Source organism: Myroides sp. LoEW2-1, from assembly GCF_009767705.1.
Taxonomy (GTDB): domain Bacteria; phylum Bacteroidota; class Bacteroidia; order Flavobacteriales; family Flavobacteriaceae; genus Flavobacterium; species Flavobacterium album_A.
Window position 1 is genome coordinate 1 of record NZ_WSPP01000083.1, and the last position, 20,287, is coordinate 20,287.

General features: G+C 34.1%; 14 protein-coding genes, 6 tRNA genes and 1 pseudogene. 14 read left to right on the forward strand and 7 right to left on the reverse strand.

Annotated features, from left to right (window positions below; translation table 11 throughout):
* Positions 1 to 99 precede the first annotated feature (99 nt).
* The 3 genes and pseudogenes from GOQ24_RS06000 to GOQ24_RS06010 all read left to right on the forward strand — a co-directional run.
* Positions 100 to 843: pseudogene (locus GOQ24_RS06000) on the forward strand (AsmA-like C-terminal region-containing protein); the annotation flags it as partial.
* A gap of 86 nt (positions 844 to 929) precedes the next feature.
* Positions 930 to 1,520 (forward strand): peptide deformylase, encoded by a 591-nt coding sequence (def, locus tag GOQ24_RS06005; protein ID WP_155091030.1) that lies wholly within the window; start codon positions 930 to 932, stop codon positions 1,518 to 1,520.
* Between the two features lie 5 nt (positions 1,521 to 1,525).
* The gene (locus GOQ24_RS06010) at positions 1,526 to 2,359 is read left to right on the forward strand and encodes a tetratricopeptide repeat protein (RefSeq protein ID WP_155091031.1); all 834 of its coding nucleotides are present in this window, start codon (positions 1,526 to 1,528) and stop codon (positions 2,357 to 2,359) included.
* Between the two features lie 12 nt (positions 2,360 to 2,371).
* On the opposite strand, the gene GOQ24_RS06015 is transcribed toward GOQ24_RS06010, so the two are convergent.
* Entirely contained in the window at positions 2,372 to 3,055 is a 684-nt protein-coding gene (locus tag GOQ24_RS06015) for a response regulator transcription factor (RefSeq protein WP_155091032.1), read from the reverse strand.
* Complete coding sequence (locus GOQ24_RS06020) at positions 3,048 to 4,364, reverse strand: sensor histidine kinase (protein WP_155091033.1); 1,317 nt, start codon at positions 4,362 to 4,364, stop codon at positions 3,048 to 3,050. The genes GOQ24_RS06015 and GOQ24_RS06020 overlap by 8 nt, the downstream gene beginning before the upstream one ends.
* Before the next feature lie 126 nt (positions 4,365 to 4,490).
* Between GOQ24_RS06020 and GOQ24_RS06025 the strand changes: the two genes are divergently transcribed.
* Both GOQ24_RS06025 and GOQ24_RS06030 read left to right on the forward strand, forming a co-directional pair.
* The gene (locus GOQ24_RS06025) at positions 4,491 to 6,851 is read left to right on the forward strand and encodes an outer membrane beta-barrel family protein (protein ID WP_155091172.1); all 2,361 of its coding nucleotides are present in this window, start codon (positions 4,491 to 4,493) and stop codon (positions 6,849 to 6,851) included.
* 828 nt (positions 6,852 to 7,679) lie between these two features.
* Positions 7,680 to 9,149, forward strand: a complete 1,470-nt coding sequence (locus GOQ24_RS06030) for an SLC13 family permease (protein WP_155091034.1) — start codon at positions 7,680 to 7,682, stop codon at positions 9,147 to 9,149.
* Between the two features lie 85 nt (positions 9,150 to 9,234).
* Here GOQ24_RS06030 and GOQ24_RS06035 read toward each other — a convergent pair whose 3' ends face one another.
* The 5 genes from GOQ24_RS06035 to GOQ24_RS06055 all read right to left on the reverse strand — a co-directional run bounded on the left by GOQ24_RS06035 (position 9,235) and on the right by GOQ24_RS06055 (position 15,618).
* The gene (locus GOQ24_RS06035; RefSeq protein WP_155091035.1) at positions 9,235 to 9,981 is read right to left on the reverse strand and encodes a glycerophosphodiester phosphodiesterase; all 747 of its coding nucleotides are present in this window, start codon (positions 9,979 to 9,981) and stop codon (positions 9,235 to 9,237) included.
* Between the two features lie 115 nt (positions 9,982 to 10,096).
* The gene (rimO, locus tag GOQ24_RS06040; RefSeq protein WP_155091036.1) at positions 10,097 to 11,410 is read right to left on the reverse strand and encodes a 30S ribosomal protein S12 methylthiotransferase RimO; all 1,314 of its coding nucleotides are present in this window, start codon (positions 11,408 to 11,410) and stop codon (positions 10,097 to 10,099) included.
* Positions 11,411 to 12,026: 616 nt separating this feature from the next.
* Positions 12,027 to 12,878, reverse strand: a complete 852-nt coding sequence (locus tag GOQ24_RS06045) for a hypothetical protein (protein WP_155091037.1) — start codon at positions 12,876 to 12,878, stop codon at positions 12,027 to 12,029.
* Between the two features lie 114 nt (positions 12,879 to 12,992).
* Entirely contained in the window at positions 12,993 to 14,543 is a 1,551-nt protein-coding gene (locus tag GOQ24_RS06050) for an OmpP1/FadL family transporter (protein WP_160339297.1), read from the reverse strand.
* Between the two features lie 34 nt (positions 14,544 to 14,577).
* The gene (locus GOQ24_RS06055; protein ID WP_155091039.1) at positions 14,578 to 15,618 is read right to left on the reverse strand and encodes a hypothetical protein; all 1,041 of its coding nucleotides are present in this window, start codon (positions 15,616 to 15,618) and stop codon (positions 14,578 to 14,580) included.
* Between the two features lie 102 nt (positions 15,619 to 15,720).
* Here GOQ24_RS06055 and proS point away from each other — a divergent pair, with 102 nt between their 5' ends.
* The 9 genes from proS (at position 15,721) to typA (ending at position 20,098) form a co-directional block, all read left to right on the forward strand.
* Positions 15,721 to 17,196, forward strand: a complete 1,476-nt coding sequence (gene proS / locus GOQ24_RS06060; protein ID WP_160339298.1) for a proline--tRNA ligase — start codon at positions 15,721 to 15,723, stop codon at positions 17,194 to 17,196.
* Positions 17,197 to 17,272: 76 nt separating this feature from the next.
* Positions 17,273 to 17,344, forward strand: a tRNA-Glu gene (locus GOQ24_RS06065).
* A gap of 37 nt (positions 17,345 to 17,381) precedes the next feature.
* A tRNA-Glu gene (locus tag GOQ24_RS06070) sits at positions 17,382 to 17,453 on the forward strand.
* A gap of 37 nt (positions 17,454 to 17,490) precedes the next feature.
* A tRNA-Glu gene (locus tag GOQ24_RS06075) sits at positions 17,491 to 17,562 on the forward strand.
* A 29-nt stretch (positions 17,563 to 17,591) separates the two neighbouring features.
* Positions 17,592 to 17,663, forward strand: a tRNA-Glu gene (locus GOQ24_RS06080).
* Between the two features lie 31 nt (positions 17,664 to 17,694).
* Positions 17,695 to 17,766: transfer RNA gene (locus tag GOQ24_RS06085), tRNA-Glu, on the forward strand.
* A 42-nt stretch (positions 17,767 to 17,808) separates the two neighbouring features.
* Positions 17,809 to 17,880 (forward strand) — tRNA-Glu (locus tag GOQ24_RS06090).
* Positions 17,881 to 17,922: 42 nt separating this feature from the next.
* Positions 17,923 to 18,174, forward strand: coding sequence for a 30S ribosomal protein S20 (rpsT, locus tag GOQ24_RS06095; RefSeq protein ID WP_155091041.1), 252 nt, complete (start codon positions 17,923 to 17,925; stop codon positions 18,172 to 18,174).
* Between the two features lie 124 nt (positions 18,175 to 18,298).
* Positions 18,299 to 20,098, forward strand: coding sequence for a translational GTPase TypA (gene typA, locus GOQ24_RS06100; RefSeq protein WP_155091043.1), 1,800 nt, complete (start codon positions 18,299 to 18,301; stop codon positions 20,096 to 20,098).
* The last annotated feature ends 189 nt before the right edge of the window (positions 20,099 to 20,287 follow it).

A 20,287-nucleotide genomic window follows, 5' to 3' on the forward strand; every position in this document is an offset into this window, starting at 1 on the left:
CCGGTTCGTTGATATTCCATATATCAAAGGTAAACATTTTTAGAAGCTGAAAGCTAAATGCACTAAAGTGCATAGTTTTAACTACAGTCTGCGACCAATAAAGGTCAAATAAACTTGAATAAGACACAGTTTGAGTTAGTTGGGACCAATGTAGGAATGACAGGTAGATATAAGCCTAATGGACTTAGAAAAGCTGAGTTTGAATATGCAATAGATGCTTCTAACTTTGATATTCAACGTGCTTACAAAGAAGTACCAATGTTTAGAGAGATGGTAAGTATGGCTAAAGATGCTTATGGAACTGTTTCCTTAGATTACAAGTTAAAGGGGAATTTAAACAGTGGAATGTTTCCTGTGATGAGATCATTAGAAGGAGAGGGAACTTTGACCTTAGAGGATATTAAGTTTAAATCATTTAAGTTGTTAGGTGCAATTGCTGATAAGACTGATGCTAAATCTCTTGAAAAAGGGAATGTATCAAAAGTAGATATTAAATCTTCTATTAAAGACAATGTCTTGACTATTGAGCGAACGAAGATGAAAATGGCAGGGTTTAGACCTCGATTTGAAGGACAGGTTAGTTTGGATGGTGAAATGAATATAGGGTTTAGATTGGGACTTCCTCCTATGGGAATTATAGGAATACCAATGAAAATTACAGGCTCTCCAGAGGATTTTAAAATTAAACTCGGGAAGTATAAACCAAGTGAAGTTTTAGGAAAAAGCACAGAGGATGACGAGGAAGATGATGAAGTTGAAGTAAAATCTGTGAATGATCCAATGCCAACACTCCCAGAAGAAAATAATGCAACCCCTCCCAATATAACGGAGAATGCAGCGTAATAACAAAGGCTCAAGTTAAATCTTGAGCTTTTTTGTTTAGTACAAAGTGTATTAAATCCTTACATTTACAATCAAAATTTGAATTGATGGAAAGTTTTACTCCTTTAAACGAAATAGAATTAAACTTATTAAGTCAAGGTAGCGTTAGTGAACCTATGCGTGTTTTACAAAGTACTGATAGTATCGATAATCAATCGTTACACGAAAAGTGTAAACCTGTTGATGCTCGTGATCCTAATTTGAAAATCCTTATATCTCGTTTGTATGCCACTGTACGCGATGAAGAAAAACCTGGTGTAGGTATAGCAGCTCCACAAATTGGGATAAATCGCAGAGTATTTTTAGCTCAGCGATTGGACAAAAAAGATAATCCTTTTGAGTTTTTTGTTAATCCTGAGATTGTATGGTATTCTAAAGTAATGAGAGTAGGGGAAGAGGGATGCCTATCGATTCCAGATATTTATGAAGAAGTTGCCCGTAGTTTAGCTATCCAGATTACTTATTACGATTTGGAAGGTCAGCATTTTCAGGAAGTTGTTGAAGGATATACTGCAGTTATATTACAACACGAGTTTGACCATTTAAATGGTGTTTTGTTTCCAGAACGCATCGAAGAACAATTGCAAGAAGAATTTTTCAGTGCTTCGCCAAATGGAGAATTGGTTTATCGAAAATAGACTGTATGTTTTGTAGGTTTAAAATATTTGTATTTATTTTTTTAATTACTGGGACATTTATAACTAAAGGACAAGATATCGATGATATTTATCGTATAGATTCCTATAAGTTTGCATGTCCTACCTCTGATGAATATCTCAAGCAGTTATACAAAGTAGGTATTAAATCGCTCAATAATGACGAGCATGTGAATTTAGCAGGAAAGATATTTTTTCAAATTATTGAAAAAGACAAAGCACTATGTGATGCCTATTATTTTACAGGTGTATCTCTTACAAAACAAGATAAACACAAAGCTGCCTTAACCTATTATTTTTATGCTGATAGCTTATCAAGCTCACCAAATTTAAAGTTTAAAGAAGAACTCGCGGAAGCAGCATTAAGAGTGAGTAGTGTAGGATTGGCTCGTAAGGAGTATGAAAATATCGTAGAGAAGTTTCCGAATAGCCCTATTGGCTTTTATGGAATCGGACTAACAGCTACAAGTTTAGGTGATTATGAAAGAGGAATAGAATGTCTTGAACTCGCAGAGCAAAAGTTTGTTCAAATAAATAGTTTGACTGAAAAGAGAAAGAGTGAAGTTTTATTAATGAAAGGGATACTCTATACTCAACTTAAACAATATGAAGAAGCTGTTGTTTCATTTGAAGGTTGTGAAGATATGTTTGGCCAACTTCTAGATTATTTAGCAAATTATGCTTGGTCCACCTACAATTTATATTTGCAAACACACGATGTCAAATGGGAAGAAAAATGTAAAGCTACTTTAAGTAAATTGAGAAAATTACCTACTATTACACAGGAATTTCTTGATAAGTTTACATTTAAGTCAGAATAGTGATTTCTCCTTTTATATTTTTTTCACGTTTAAACATATTTCAAAACCAACACCTCTTAAGCTATTAATACTTATAGATTCATCGTGTAGAAAGTATTTTCTCAAACGGGTTATAAATACATCTAAACTACGGCCATTGAAGTAATCAGCAGATGGCCAGAGTTTCTGTAAGATCTCCTCACGAGAGATAATATCGCCATTATGACTGATTAATAAAAGTAATAAATCTCTCTCTCGTTCTGTGAGACGTATTGTTTCAGAGGGATGACTAAGCTTTAGCTGTATAGGATTAAAAGTATAGCTACCTAATGAGTACTGTTCTGTCTTTTGTACAGCGGTTCGCTTTAGGATATTCTCTATTCTCAGTTTTAGTTCTTCAGGATCACATGTTTTAGAGATATAATCATCAGCACCTAACTTTAACCCCATTAAGCGATCGATGCTTTGGTTCTTTGCTGTTAAGAATAAGAAAGGCAAATTAGGTAATACCGTATTAATCTCTTTCGATAAGGTAAAACCATCTTTCTGTGGAAGCATAATATCTAATATCGCTAAGTCAAAGTGTTCTTGAGTTACAGTATCTATAACTTCTTCTGGAGTAGTGAACCATTTTACCTCAAATCCACAAATACCTAAATACTGTTGGATAACAGTACCATAATCAATATCGTCCTCTACTAATAATAATTTATACATAAGGTATCGTGATTTTAAAAGTAGTCCCTACTTGTAGTTTACTATTTATATTAATACTTCCGTGAAGTGATTTTACTATTTGTTGTACTTGGTATAAGCCGATACCTAGTCCTTGGGTGTTATGGATATTGCCTTCTCGTATTCTATAGAATTTCTTGAAGATATCACTCTGTTTATCCTTAGCGATTCCCATTCCGTTATCTATAACTGTGATGATATATTGATTAGCATCTGATGAGACACTGCATTTAATCTCTGTCCCACCATATTTAATACTGTTCTCTAATAAATTAAGAAGCACAGTCTCTATTTTAGTTTTAGGGAGATTAAGTTCATCTTTAGCACTCCACTCTATTGATAATAATACTTCAGGATATAGGTTTTGGAGATCCTTTATCAGCACTAAAGCATCTTCTTTTTTATAGCTTTCTTCTTCATCTGATAGGATAGGATTAAGGCTATTCTGTAATCGGTCTAATCGATCTACTTGACGGAGTAGAAGGTTCACTGTTGGAGACTCATATTCTTTGGACAGATTCTTACAACCGTATTTTAAGGTAGCGATAGGTAGTTTAAACTCATGAGAGACATTATCTACCATATTGTATAGATTAGCTACCTCTTTTTCTTTGTGTTTTATGGTACGATAAGTGATATAGTAAAGCACTAAAATAAAGATACAGATAAGGCTAGAACCTATAAATAAAGGAAGTAATTGCTTTAGTACAATACTTAAATAATTAACTACTTCGATTTCTTTTTCTTGATGAACAGTGATATGTAAATCCTTATCGTTTTTTACCCCTATATGATTGTCATTTTGATCATGAGTACTCGTCTCATTGATTTCCCACTCAGAAGTATTTATTTTTTGAGGATGAACTACTTTCTCATTTGTTTCTAAGAAAGTAAAAGGTTCGTCTAGTAAGTTTATATTTTTATCATTAAGGGTAATCTGTGTTATCGTGAATTTAGCAGCTACTTTATAACCTAATTCTTTAAAGGTACTATCTACTTTAGTAGTAAATAATTCGCTATTATGATTATAATCCTCTTTGATAATATTTATACTTGTTTCTTGTTTTTTTAGAGCTAAGAAATGTTTATATAATTCACTCTCTTTATTCAGACTCATATTCTTATATGAACTCTGCTCTAATAAATCATCTATTTTCTCATGTGCTAGACTATTTATAGCTTTTTGTTTAAGACGGATAGCTTGGTTAAAATAGAACCCCATTAATCCTAATAAGAGGATATAGAAAACACAAAAGATGATTAAGTAATATTTAGAATTTAGCTTTTTCATATACACAAATATACTTTAAAAACAGGGTAATACATCAACAGGCTTTTGCTGTTAACCGTTCATTAACCGTTCATTAACCACCTTCTTTTAATGAATACAACACCTTTGTTTAAAATTAATGAAATTATGGTACGCATACTTATTTTATGGAGCATATTATTGTTAAGTGTATTAGTCAATGCACAAACAACTAACTCTCAAATCAAAGGAAAAGTAACAGATAATAAAAAGGAACTATTGGCTTTCGTTACTGTTGTAGCAAAAGATGCAGATGGCAAGATGGTACAGGCTGTTTATACGGATGAACAAGGTGTTTATGATTTAGATGATAATGCATTGATTACTCAATTAGAGTTTAGCTATGTAGGGTTTAAATCTCAAACAATACCTTTAGGTACGGCTCCAGCTGTAGTAGAGTTAACAGAAGATAACGCTATTTTAGATGAAGTAATGATTACTGCTAAGCGTCCTACTATAAAAAGAGAAATAGATAGATTAGTATTTAATGTACAAGATACGCCTTTAGCGACTACGAATGCGTGGGATATTCTGAAACAAACACCTGGGGTAAGTGCGATAGGAGATAACCTAAGTATCCGTGGGAGCTCTAGTATATTAGTGACGATTAACGATAGAAAAGTGATGCTGACAGGAGAGCAATTAAAGGAGATGCTTGAATCTACAGATGGTACACAGGTAGAAGCTGTAGAAGTTATCACTAATCCTCCTGCTAAGTATGATGCTCAGGGTGGAGCAGTATTGAATATTAAATTAAAAAAGAATATAAATTTAGGGTATAAAGGGAGCGTAACAAATCGTTTTAAACAAACTACCTACGCGGTTAACACCTTAGGTACACAACATTTTTACTCTGGTGATAAAGTGAATTTATCTGGCAATTATACTTATACAAAAGGAACTGGAGTGCGGTATAATGAAGACAACGTTATCTATGAGAACGGAGAGCGTTGGAGTACAGACCTGACACGTAAGAATAAGATGAAAGGTCGTCATAGTTTTAATGCAGAGATGGATGTAAAGGTAGATAGTACATTGACACTGACAGTAGGAGGAAGTGGTTATATTAATGAACAAACCAAAGGTGACTTTGTCATCCCTACATTGATCTATAATAAAGAAGGGATTGTAGAATCTAATTATACCACTTTTAATAAGAAGCGTGCTAATATGGATACGTACACAGGGTATTTTATGTTAGACAAAAAGTTTAGTCACGAGAAAAATTTATTATGGTCATCTTATTTTACGTATGATAACCAAAAAGATAATCAAGATGTTTTAACTGAATTAAACTTTAAAGATCAAGTACCATCTGAACGCTTTTTTGCAACGAAAGATAAGTCGCGCACACGATTAGCTGTATCTGGTGTTGATTATACGATAGATAAAGAAACAACCAAATGGGAGTTAGGTGGTAAGTATAGTATTGTCAAAGCTTTATATTCATTAGACTTTTTTGATACTAAAACAAGTAATCCTAATAAAGACAAGAGTAACGAATATGATTATCAAGAAATCAATTGGGCTGGATATACTTCCTTTACGAAGCAATGGGATAAATGGCAAATCAAAGCAGGATTGAGAGGAGAGTACACCGGTATTCAGACGAAGAGTACAGGAGTAGGGAGTGACACACAGTCATACTTTAAACTATTTCCTACAGCCTATGTGAAATATGATGTAACAGACGATCATCATTTGAGTTTTTCGTATGGCAAGCGCATTGACAGACCTTCGTATTCTTGGATGAACCCTGCGAAGAGTTACTATAATTTGTTTTCATATTTTCAAGGTGACCCTGATTTAAAACCAACGATCAGTCATAATTTTAGTTTAAGTTATAATTGGAATCAGTTAAATATTGAACTGTTTTATAATCGTGAGAACAATCCATCTATGGAAATCTCTTATCAAGAACCTGAAAATAATATGTTAATCTATCATTATACGAATATAGATAAACGACAACTAGCGGGTATGATTGTAAACTATTCTCACCAGATTTTACCTATTTGGTCAGTGAGTCCTTTTCTTTACTTGCAACAGCAGGAAGATTATTTTTATGGTGTAGATAAGAAATTGTATAAGAATGATGCTTTAATATTTGGAGGGCGATTAAGTACTTCTGTTGATATTGAAAAGAAAAGTAACTGGAAAGCGATGTTGACTTATAACTTTTATACTCCTACTGTACAAGGAACCTTTAGAATAAGTAGTTATCAGCGTACAGACTTTATCATGAGTAGAGAATTCTTGAAGAATAAGTTAGCTGCTAATCTGTATGTATATAATATTTTTGGTAGTGATAGACAGATCATTAGTACTAACTATGCGAATCAAAATAACTACTTTAAAGACTATAGCGATACACAAGGTTTTGCTGTTTCTTTGAAGTATAATTTAGGAAACCAAAAGGTGAAATACAGCTCTAAAGAAATAGATATGACAGAGAAAGACAGATTATAATAAACATATATTAAACTTTAGTTCGTAAACTGGTTTTATCAATGATATCGTGAATATTTTGTAGAGTAGGCTTTGAGGTAAGTATATTTTACTTGCTACAAAATATTGAATTAATTTCTTTACAGTTTTGTCAGGATTCCTTCTCTATTAAGGTTTTTTATTCTCTAACAACAACATTGAGATATTTATTTATTCATGACTTTAGTAATTCAATATACTCCCTCGCTGAATAGTTAATCAAAAGATTGCACTTAGAGAAATTCTTTTCTGTGTAAAAACCTAAGAAGTATAATTAAAGCACATTAAAAAACGAAGTGATCTAACATTAGTACATCGTTTATAAAAAACGGCAGAAAGAGAATTAATTGCTTATCCATGTTTATTGATTACCTATCGATAGTTTTTCACTGATCTGATAGGGAGTTGCTTTAGGTTTTCTTGCACCTTTCTCGCACCTTTCTTCGACAAAACCACCCTCTGGGATAGAAAACCCCCAGAAAAGGCCTATCAGTCCCCAAGGAAGTGCAAGCTAAGACCGCTATTACAGCATTCGAGTATACTTTTAAAAACGCGTTAAGTTCATGCTCAGTTGTAGTGATTTTATCAATAGTGAATGCACAGATGTTTTGAATTAAATAGGTGTGAACAAACACCTTAGAAAAGGTTACCTCTTGTTTTTTGTAAAACGAACTCATGCTAATTAAGTGAATTTTTTAGAAAGATAAAACCAGAGTCTTTCAAGGTAGGCTTTTTAGTAGGTTATACTTCTTAAAAATGTGGCATTTTGCGTTTAAATGTTGTAATTTTAACAGTCAAAATTTTAGGGTTATGGAATTTGACTATTTCGAAAAGATTCGAAAGATTAGAACTGGTATTCGTTTCTATAGTGAGCTGTTAATCGAAGCTTCATGGAATATGTGGAATATCAAAACAAGGGTGGGAATTTTCTTTTTCTCATTGTTAGTAGCTCTTGGGGGAACGTACTTTTTATCACCTGAGGTGTTTACAGGAGCGCAGAAATACACCATGTTTATATTAATTTTCTCCATTCTTCTATGGGCAACAGAAGCTATACCTCCCTTTGCGGTAGGTATTATGATTATTGGTTTCCTTGTCTATACAATGGATAATATTGAGGGAGCAACTTTGTCCTCCCAAGAGATTTCGGATACTTGGTCTGATAATGTTATTTGGATATTCTTAGGAGGTTTCTTTTTGAGTGAGGGGATGCGGAAAACCAATCTCGATTTATCTCTATTTAAGAAAACGATTTCAATATTTGGATCAAACCCCAATACGTTAGTATTGGGAATCATTGTTGTTACTTCCGTTCTATCTTTGATTATATCTAATACAGCTACAGCAGCGATGGTGTTGGCATCGGTTATGCCACTTATAGATAGAGAAGGGAAAGACTCTATGATGTCAAAGGCAATATTGGTTAGTATACCAGCTGCTGCTACTTTTGCAGGTATGATGAGTATGGTGTCAACCCCTCCAAACTTAATCGTTGTGAACGTTTTAAAGTCAAAGGGTTTTGATGTAAGTTTTACACAATGGTTCTTTTTGGGATTTATACCAGCAACAATTTTGTTGGTAGGTTTTTGGTTTGCTGTTGTTAGAAAATATACTTCGAAAGTAAAAGGTCTTGATGTATCCTTTGTAAATAAAGCTTTAGAGTTAACTAAAACTATGAGGCTACAGCGCCTAATAGTTGTTATTATTTTATTTATAACAGTAGGAATGTGGATGTTTGGAAATAGATTGAATATTCCTACAGCTGGTGCAGCTATGGTACCTATTATGTTTTTACCAATGCTTGGAATTATAACGGCTGAGGACGTGAGAAAATTGCCATGGGATACCTTGATGTTAGTAGCTGGAGGTTTAGCCTTGGGTATGGCAATTAAAGAATTATTGGCTCCATATTATTCTCAGTTTTTAGCTGATATGGAGTTTAATGTAGTGGTGATGATGATAATATTTGCAGTGGTAACTGTCTTGTTTTCTAATATTATGAGTAGTACAGCAACCGCAACAATTGTCATAAACATTGCGGCAATTGTTCTACCCCATGATCAGTTACTACCTGTTGGTTTAGTAGTGGGACTTTGTTCTTCATGTGGATTATTTTTACCAGTTTCTACACCGCCAAATGCCATTGTTTTTGGTACGGGAATGTTGAAACAGAAAGACTTTGTTCTCGGGGGATTGTTTGGGGCACTTTTAGGTACAGTGATTATTGTCCTTTGGGTTTTACTACTTCAAAACTTTACTACATTCTTTGATTACATTTAATAAATAATACATAGTTAAATATAAAAAAGAGGTCAATTGATATTTCAGTTGACCTCTTTTAGTAATAAGAAAAATAGCTTTATTTCTACAATCTTTCTAAGTAGTTTGTTATAATACCATCTACTTTTAGTTCTTTCATTCGATTGATATCTTTAATTTCATTTACAGTCCAAGGGTAAATTTTAAGATTAGCTTCCTTGATTTTAGAAACATTTGTCTTGTTTAATTTTTTGAAATGTGGATTGATAGCTACTGCTTTGACCTTATGTGCAAATTCAATTGCGTCAGCAGGTTCTTTGTCTGTCAATACAGCTATATCCAATGTAGGGTCTAATTCGTAAATCTTCTCTAACTCCTCCCATTTAAAGCTCGAAATAATAAAGTTTGAATTGGTCCAACCTTTTCTCTTAAAATCTTTAATGATTTCAATCGTTCCTTCAGCTGTATTAGAACCTTTTAGTTCAATATTCAAAATAACTTTCTTGTCAATAGTAGATATGACTTCTTCTAAAGTAGGAATTCGATAATTACCTGTGACTAACAGTTTTTTTAATTCTTCTTTAGTATAGTCTTCTATGTTACCAGTTCCGTTGCTCACTCTATTGAGTTTTTCATCGTGAAAGACCATTAAAGAGCCATCCTTTACTTTGTAAACATCAATCTCTATTGCATCACACCCCATCTCTAAAGCTTTTTGTACTGATTCAATAGTATTTTCAGTTACGTGCCCCATTGCTCCTCTATGCGCAATTTTTAGGGGATTATATTCTTGTGCAAACGAAATAGAACTCATCGATAATGCAATTATTAATATACTCTTTTTAATGTTCATTGTATTGTTCTTAATGATTTATTCAAAGGAAATAAAATTCAATTAATCTAACTTTATCTAATCATTAAGTTTGTGTAAAGAAAAAGGCTGAATAGATAATATTCAGCCTTTTTCTTTATTTTACGGGTGTACCAAATAAGTCAAACTCATAAGCACTATCGATGTGAATATCTGCAAATTCACCTATTTTTAAGTAGTGTTTAGTAGCATCTATTCTTACCTCGTTATCTACGTCTGGACTATCGAACTCAGTACGTCCGATAAACTCAGTACCTTCTTTTCTATCAATGATACAACGGAATGTCTGTCCTATCTTCTCTTGGTTTAAGTCAAAAGAGATTTGTGCTTGAATATCCATAATTTCATTCGCACGAGCTTGTTTAACTTCTTCAGGAACATCGTCCTCCAGTAAATAAGCATGTGTATTTTCTTCATGAGAATAAGTGAAACATCCTAAACGCTCAAACTTCATCTCTTGTACCCAATCTTTTAGGATTTGGAAGTCTTCTTCTGTTTCTCCTGGGTATCCTACGATTAATGTCGTACGGATAGCCATACCAGGTACGGCTTCTCTAAACTCTTTTAATAGCTTAGTTGTCTTCGCTTGTGTAGTACCACGACGCATAGACTTTAAGATATTGTCAGAGATATGTTGTAGAGGGATGTCTAAGTAGTTACAGATCTTAGGTTCTCTCTTCATTAGTTCTAATACATCCATAGGGAATCCTGTAGGGAATGCATAGTGAAGACGGATCCATTCGATACCTTCTACTTTCGCTAAGTTCTCTAATAGCTCTGCTAAGTTTCTCTTTTTGTATAAGTCTAATCCGTAGTAGGTCAAGTCTTGAGCGATCAAGATTAACTCTTTTACTCCGTTTTTAGCTAATCCTTCAGCTTCTTTTACTAATTTCTCGATCGGTTGAGATACGTGCTTTCCTCTCATTATTGGAATAGCACAGAAACTACAAGGACGGTCACATCCTTCAGCGATTTTAAGGTAAGCGTAGTTTTTAGGAGTAGTCGTCAGACGTTCTCCTAATAATTCGTGTTTATAGTCAGCTCCTAATGCTTTTAACAACAAAGGTAAGTCTGTCGTACCGAAGTATTGATCTACATTAGGGATTTCAGCTTCTAAATCAGGTCTGTATCGCTCAGATAAACATCCAGTAACGAAGACCTTGTCAACAATACCTTCCTCTTTTTTCTCTACGTATTCTAAGATTGTGTTTACTGACTCCGCCTTAGCGTTATTAATAAAACCACAAGTGTTGATCACCACAATATTAGCTTCATCATTAGCAGCCTCATGTGTTACCTCTTTTCCACTTGCTTTTAATTGTCCCATTAACACTTCACTGTCGTAAACGTTTTTTGAACAACCTAAAGTAATGACGTTGATTTTATTCTTTTTTAAAGTTTTGGTTCTCATTGATTTAAAAAAATTGGACTGCAAAATTACATTTTTTTTAGCTACAAAACATCTGCTTTAGTATATTTATATGATACACCTTTGCAAAATGGAAACATTCTGTTTTATAATAAAGTTGGATATGTGGTATTGTAAGGAGAAAATAAACTTGTTTATGTACAATTAATTATACTTAAGGTCGCAATTAGTCTTTGTGGCTTATGGTTTTAACTATTTGAGTAAAGTGATAGCCATATTTAGCAAACTTAGGCTCTAGTCATGAGGATTGGTCTTATACTGCTTGAATAGCAAGTTTGTAAAGTAGAGACAACTTTGTGATGAAGTCAGTTGTATTCTAAGTTTTCGTTAAGGGATAGTAGGTTGTATTGAGGTACCCTGAATCTACACTCAAGGTAGGAGAGGAAAGAGTAAAGTGTTTTTGTGTTTTACAATCGTTAGAGACTGTTGAGATAAGAGTTCTTCTCTATTTTGAATAGACTAAGGTATGTACGTCATTTCTGAATTTTGACCTATTTCCAGTATTCTGTTGTAAGTTCTCATGGATGTACCTAATATAAAAACGGGTGTCAGTATTCTGACACCCGTTTTTATATTGTATTTGTTTTTAATGCAATTGTTATAGTCTGAATATACCTCCAAAAGCAATAACTGTTTGTCCAAACCAAAAGTTGTGCATTGCTTTATCCGCTTTATCAGAAGTAGTACGTACGTCATACATATCTATAAAACCTCCTTTTAATTCAGCTTGAATAAAGAAGTGTTTAAAGAATGTAACGTTCAAACCTGCTTTTGCAGATACACCTAATCCTGCAACGTGGAATTCATCATATCTTTCTTTACCTAATAATTTAGTATTTGTCTTTGGGTATACTATACCAAAACCAACACCTTCAGTAAGGTTAATTTGTACTTTATCTGTATTCCATACTCCAAAAAGTTTTGAGATATCATCTACGCGGTTGATCTCAAAGTTTAGGTAGTTTAATCCATCTGTATGTTCAAATGTTAAGAAATCATCTGTTAACAATACTCTGTCTGGATCACCTTCGATTGTTTCACCATATGTACCTTTACCTGGATAATACCCTGAAAGCTTCACCATTTTATTTTGATCCATTACATATTTCATATGGTCTACACCAATCGAGATATTGTATTTATCACTAATAAAATACCCGATACGAAGATTCGTTTGTGGAATAGTCATACGAGATGGGTTTATATAGTCAATATGCCATCCTTTTGGCTTATCAGATGCTTGTACATCTTTAATCGTGAAATCATAATCATTTCCTCTAAACGTGATGTCTGAGTTTGAAAAATATCCACGGTTACCTCCCCAGTAAATATAAAATTTACCTTTATTCGAGTCTGTATAACGCAAAGGTGTTGTCACAGCTTCTTGAGCAAAACTTATTGTCGAAGAAAATAGAGTTAGCACAGCTATTAATTTGTAAATATGTTTCATAAGAATTTTTATTTAAGTAGTCTTTTATTAATCTGCAAAGGTACAATAAAAAATCTCTTTGCGAGTTTCCTCAGCAAAGAGATTGTTAGTTGTTTAAGTTCTAAAAACAAAGTTTTAAAAAGTGATGCTATAGGTAAGATTTATCCAATTCTCTTTTGATTTAACAGTAGCATTGGAATATAAATTATTATAAGACATATCCACTAAAGTAGTTTGGTAGTTTCTTGCAGTATGATTGTAAGACAAGTCTAATCTAGACGGACCGAAGTTGTATCCTAAACCTAAAGAGAAACTGTTTAAATCACCTATGTATTTAGTGTTTTTGTATGGGCTTTGTTCAAATCGATATCCCCCTCGTAAACTTACTTGTTTGATTTTGTATTCAGCTCCAATTCTTAATTCACTGGCAACCTGTAGTTCATTTTTGAAATCTTGATTAATATCTTGATATTCGTTTGTAGGTTTATATTTGTTATTAGAATAGTCTTTCAAAGAGTAATCCACACTGATTAATCCTTTTTCTTGGAAAATATAAGCTAAACTCGCAGTGTATTTAGAAGGAGTTTTCAATTTGTAAGTAGGCGTTTTTAACACTACATCAGGATAGATAAAATTAGTATTGTTATCATAACTCATTTGCGTTCGAAGCCCTTGATATAGTTCATCTTTTAACGAATACCAAGTTGGTGACTGATAAGATAAACCTCCTCTAAGTCCCTCTGTTATTTGAGCAATTGCACCAATATTAAAAGAAAATCCTGTACCATACGTATAGGTGCTATTCATGAAAGAGATGTTCTCGTCTTTGCCATTAGATGAGTTTCTTGCTGTTTGATAAGATGCACTATCTACTGTATAGTCTACGGTGTGTATATTTAAGTTTGCCCCAACATAAAAGCGATCGCCTAATTGAGCTGCAAAGTTACCACTAAATAAGCCTGTACTTCCAGAAGTGCTTATGCTACGCGATTGGTGAAAAGGAGTGTCAGTAAGGAAATCATGGTGATATCCTTCAGCATTGTTGTTCTCAGTGAATAAACCTCCGTTATAACCCAAAAACGCATTTCTTCCTGTTAATCCACCGTAGTAATTTGCACGTAGATAACCATCAGTAATCGTTGTTTGCTGATTTTCTGGACTAATATCGCCAAGAGGGATAGGACCACCATTTGGCCCACCGTGATTAGCAATTTGTAAAAAGTAATCACCTAGTGAATTTTCATCACCAATACCTCTAAAGCGCACATTGTTACGCATATTATTAGTACTCTCGTAATTAACTCCAATACTAAATTTTTTCATTACGGCATCCGATCTAAAAGAATTGAAAACAAATATAGCTCCTAATTGTCCAAGGTCTAACCCATCATAATTCTTCTTGTCGTTTGTGCCATTATAGTTTGCCTTATTGTTTTTATTGACAAAAGACATTGAAAATGCAGCATTATTGTAATTAAAGATTGCACCCCCAGCAGGGTTAATTTTTAAAGCTGATAAATCACCTCCAACTGCACCAAATGCTCCGCTCATTGCTCTAAAACGAGCTGTACCATTAAGATCATTTTCATTTAAGGGCATTGCGCTCTGCATATTAGTTTCTTGCGCATATGAAGATAGCGTAAGGCCTAACAATGCTCCAGATAAAGCTATTTTTTTTAATTTCATAATTAATATATGTATATATATCTAAAGTGAATAATTATCTACTGTATGTCGTTCTAGATCCTCCACCTGAAGAACTGCTTCTACTATAAGAGGAAGAAGACGATGAACTACCTCTGCTATATGATGAGCTACTTCTGCTATAAGAAGACGGAGTACTGTTACTACTTCTACTATATGTACTTCTTGAATAGTTGTTGTTTGAATTTGAAGAACTATTATTATAGTTATTTCTACTATATGAAGAAGAACTGTTATTGTAGTTTCCAGAGTTGCTATAATTTGTTCTACTGTAGTTTGATCTATTATAGGAGTTACTCGAATTAGTGTTGTAGTTGTTTCGTGAATACGATGATCTATTGTATCCATTATTTCCTACATTACCTCTGTTATAAGAAGTTCTACTATATGTATTTCTACTATAAGAAGGATTACGAGAATATGAAGTACTATTATTTGTTCTGTTGTATGACGTTCTACTATATGTAGTAGGATATCTTGAACCTGCATAATAAGTAGGTCTATATGAGTAAGAATGGTAATAAGGATATCCCCAATAACCACCATGTCCCCAATGACCGCCATAATAGCCATTCCATCCAAATCCGAACCCAAAGCTTAGACCCCAGCCCCAACCTCCATAATAATATGGATCGTAAAATGGATCATAAAAAGCATTGTAATATGGGTATCCATAATAAGGCGATCCGTAATAAGGATAGCCATAGCCATAACTGTTGTTATAGATATTTATTTTGACGTCATTAGGTTGACTGCCCCAAGTGCCATAGCTTTTTGCTGAAAGTTCTCTTTGTTGTTGAATACTGTCATTTACAGGCGAAATATAATTATTTACATCTGTAAAGTATTCTAAATCATCACTTTTACTGGCAAAATATTGCTGGTAATAGTTTTGCTGAGGTTGTTGAACCACTGCTCTGTTGGAATTACTATTATATATACCATCATCGTAATACGATGTATTATAGTATGAACCACATGAAACAGTAAATACACCTATTGCAAGTAAAGCATAGAGTTTACTTGTATTTACGAAGTTTTTTACAAATGTTTTCATTTCCCTGTTTTTTAATTGTTGGTCAAAACAAATTTAATTAGATTTGTGGAATTATTATAGTTAATTAAGAGTTAAACAATTTTAACTGCTAATATATTAAAAATGAGCAAGAATATTACTAAAAGAAGCGAAGATTACTCTAAGTGGTACAATGAACTTGTTGTCAAAGCAGATTTGGCAGAGAATTCAGGAGTACGTGGGTGTATGGTAATAAAACCATATGGGTATGCAATCTGGGAGAAGATGCAGGCAGAGTTAGATAGAATGTTTAAAGAAACTGGTCACCAAAATGCTTATTTCCCCTTATTTATCCCCAAGTCTTATTTTAGTAAGGAGGCGAGTCATGTAGATGGATTTGCAAAAGAATGTGCAGTAGTTACTCACTATCGTTTAAAGACAGCGGAAGATGGTAAGACAATTGAAGTTGATCCTGAAGCGAAATTAGAAGAGGAATTAATTGTACGTCCAACTTCGGAAACAATTATTTGGGATACTTATAGAAAGTGGATTGAGTCTTATCGCGATTTACCAATCTTAGTAAATCAATGGGCTAACGTTGTACGTTGGGAAATGAGAACTCGATTATTTTTGAGAACAGCAGAGTTTTTATGGCAAGAAGGTCATACAGCACACGCTACAGAGAAAGAGGCTATTGCTGAAGCAGAACAAATGTTAAATGTATATGCTGATTTCGCTGAGAACTTTATGGCTATTCCAGTTGTAAAAGGATTTAAAACAGCAAATGAGCGTTTCGCTGGTGCTGTTGAGACATATTGTATTGAGGCATTAATGCAAGACGGTAAAGCTTTACAGGCTGGAACATCACATTTCTTAGGACAAAATTTTGCTAAGGCATTTGACGTTAAGTTTACTTCTCAAGAAGGAAAACAAGAGCATGTATGGGCAACTTCGTGGGGTGTGAGTACAAGATTAATGGGTGCGTTAATTATGACACATTCAGATGATAATGGATTAGTATTACCTCCAAACTTGGCACCAATACAAGTGGTTATTGTTCCTATTCACAAAACAGATGAGCAGTTAGAAGCTATTCGCGAAGAAGTGAAGAAGATCACAGATAGATTTAAAAAACTAAACATCTCCTTTAAGTTTGATGATCGTACATCATTTAAACCAGGGTGGAAGTTTGCTGAATATGAATTAAAAGGAGTTCCTGTGCGCTTAGCTGTAGGGCCAAAAGATTTAGAGAATGGCACTTTTGAAGTAGCGCGTCGTGATACATTGACAAAAGAAACTATATCAAAAGAAGGTATTGTTGAGTATATCCAAGATTTGTTAGAGGAAATACAAGCTACATTATTCAAAAAGGCATTTGATTATAGAGAAGCACATATTACTGAAGTAAATTCTTTTGATGAATTTAAAGAAGTCTTGGAAGGTAAAGGTGGATTCATTTCAGCTCACTGGGATGGTACAACAGAGACAGAGGAGAAGATCAAAGATCTTACGAAAGCTACAATTCGCTGTATTCCAATTGATAGGGTGGAAGAAGAGGGCGTATGTGTGCTAACAGGCAAGCCATCTAAGGGAAGAGTGTTATTCGCAAAAGCGTATTAAAATTATATTTTTTTTGTTTTTCTCTTGCGGGATAAAAAATTTATTGTAGTTTTGCATCCGCATTAGAGAAACAAATGGTCCGTTCGTCTAGGGGTTAGGACGCCAGGTTTTCATCCTGGTAACAGGGGTTCGATTCCCCTACGGACTACAAGATTTTCTATAAGAGAAATAATCTAATGCAAATTGGTCCGTTCGTCTAGGGGTTAGGACGCCAGGTTTTCATCCTGGTAACAGGGGTTCGATTCCCCTACGGACTACAGGTTCTTTTTTTATGAATCAATTATTGAAATTTATGGTCCGTTCGTCTAGGGGTTAGGACGCCAGGTTTTCATCCTGGTAACAGGGGTTCGATTCCCCTACGGACTACAGATTCTTCTGAGTCAAACATTAATTTCGGTCCGTTCGTCTAGGGGTTAGGACGCCAGGTTTTCATCCTGGTAACAGGGGTTCGATTCCCCTACGGACTACAGATTCTTTTGAGTCAATAATTGAAATTTTGGTCCGTTCGTCTAGGGGTTAGGACGCCAGGTTTTCATCCTGGTAACAGGGGTTCGATTCCCCTACGGACTACGAAGTTCTTTCTTTTAGAGGAACAACAAGATTGATGGTAATGGTCCGTTCGTCTAGGGGTTAGGACGCCAGGTTTTCATCCTGGTAACAGGGGTTCGATTCCCCTACGGACTACAGAGAAAAAATAGTATAGACTTAATAAAATATTTAAACGAAATGGCAAATCATAAGTCAGCTTTAAAAAGAATTAGAAGTAACGAAAAGAAAAGAGTACTTAACAGATATCAGCACAAAACAACTCGTAATGCGATCAAAGCTTTACGTTTGATTGAAGATAAAAAAGAGGCTGCTGATAAATTACCTGTAGTAGTATCTATGATTGACAAATTAGCAAAGAAAAATATTATCCACGATAATAAAGCTGCTAACTTGAAATCTAAGTTAACAAAACACGTTGCTGCATTATAATAATTGCAAAGCAAGTGTCTTTTAAAGTTAAGAAAAGAATACAAGCTCTCAATTAATGAGAGCTTTTTTTGTTGATTTATAGCCAAATTCGTATTTTACAAAATAACTAATTTAAAATCCTTATATGACACCAATTAGGAATATTGCTATCATAGCACACGTTGACCATGGTAAAACTACGATGGTGGACAAAATATTACACCACTGTCAATTATTTCGTGAGAATGAAACTTCTGGAGAATTAATTTTGGATAATGAGGATATCGAGAGAGAAAGAGGTATTACTATTACTTCTAAGAACGTATCGGTAAACTACAAGGGAACTAAAATTAATATTATTGATACTCCAGGGCACGCTGACTTTGGTGGTGAGGTGGAACGTGTATTGAATATGGCTGATGGTGTTCTTTTAATTGTAGATGCTTTTGAAGGACCAATGCCTCAGACCCGTTTCGTACTACAAAAAGCAATTAGCTTAGGTTTAAAACCTTGCGTAGTTGTTAATAAAGTAGATAAAGAGAACTGTACGCCAGAAGAGGTTCACGAGAAAGTATTTGACTTGATGTTTGAACTTGGAGCTGAAGAATGGCAAATGGATTTCCCTGCTGTTTATGGTTCTGCAAAGAACAACTGGATGTCAACTGATTGGAAAAAACCAACAGATTCATTTGAACCATTATTGGATATGGTTCTTGAGCACATACCTCAAGCTGAGGTTAAAGAAGGTACTCCACAGATGTTAATTACATCTTTAGATTACTCTACATTTACAGGACGTATTGCTATTGGTCGTTTACATAGAGGTATTTTAAAAGAAGGAATGAACATTTCTTTGATTAAAAGAGATGGAAAAACGGTTAAGTCTAAAATTAAAGAAGTACATACGTTTGAAGGATTAGGACGCAAGAAAGTATCTGAAGTGCAAGCTGGAGATATTTGTGCTGTTGTAGGTATTGATGGTTTTGAAATTGGTGACGTTATCGCTGATTTCGAAAATCCAGAAGCATTACCAACAATCACTATTGACGAGCCTACGATGAGTATGTTATTCACTATTAATGACTCGCCATTCTTTGGTAAGGAAGGTAAATACGTAACTTCAAGACACATTAAAGATCGTTTAAACAAAGAGCTGGAGAAAAACTTAGCACTACGTGTAAACGAAACGGATAGTGCTGATAAGTTTATGGTATTTGGTCGTGGGGTATTGCACTTATCGGTTTTGATTGAGACAATGCGCCGTGAAGGATATGAATTACAAATTGGTCAACCACAAGTTATCATCAAAGAGATTGATGGTGTTAAATGTGAGCCAGTTGAAGAATTAACTATTGATATTCCTGAAAGCTTATCTGGTCGTGGAGTAGAATACGTTACATTGAAAAAAGGTGAAATGTTAAGTATGGAACCTAAAGGTGAGCGTATGATTATTAAATTCTTAATTCCATCAAGAGGAATTATCGGTTTAAGAAATCAGTTGTTAACTGCTACTGCAGGAGAGGCAATTATGTCACACCGTTTCTTAGAATATCAACCATACAAAGGAGAGATTGCAGGACGTAACAATGGTTCTTTAATTTCTATGGAGAATGGTAAAGCTATTCCTTATTCTATTGATAAATTACAAGATCGTGGTAAATTCTTCGTTGATCCTAATGAAGACATCTACGAAGGTCAAGTAATTGGAGAGAATACACGTAGCGATGATATGACTGTTAACGTTACTAAAACGAAAAAGTTATCTAACGTTCGTTCTTCTGGAGCAGATGATAAGGCACGTATTGTTCCTGCTATCAAATTCTCTTTAGAGGAAGCTTTAGAATACATTCAAAAAGATGAGTATGTTGAGGTAACTCCTAAGTCTTTGCGTTTAAGAAAAATCTTCTTGAAAGAGACAGATAGAAAACGCAATACTATTAAATAAGAATCAAATTTTATTTTTGATATACGAAGTCAGCTTAGCAATAAGCTGACTTTTTTATTTAGTACAAATGCGGTAATTACCTTTTGTTTTTTTATTGGTCGCAGACTGTAGTTAAAACTATGCACTTTAGTGCATTTAGCTTTCAGCTTCTAAAAATGTTTACCTTTGATATATGGAATATCAACGAAC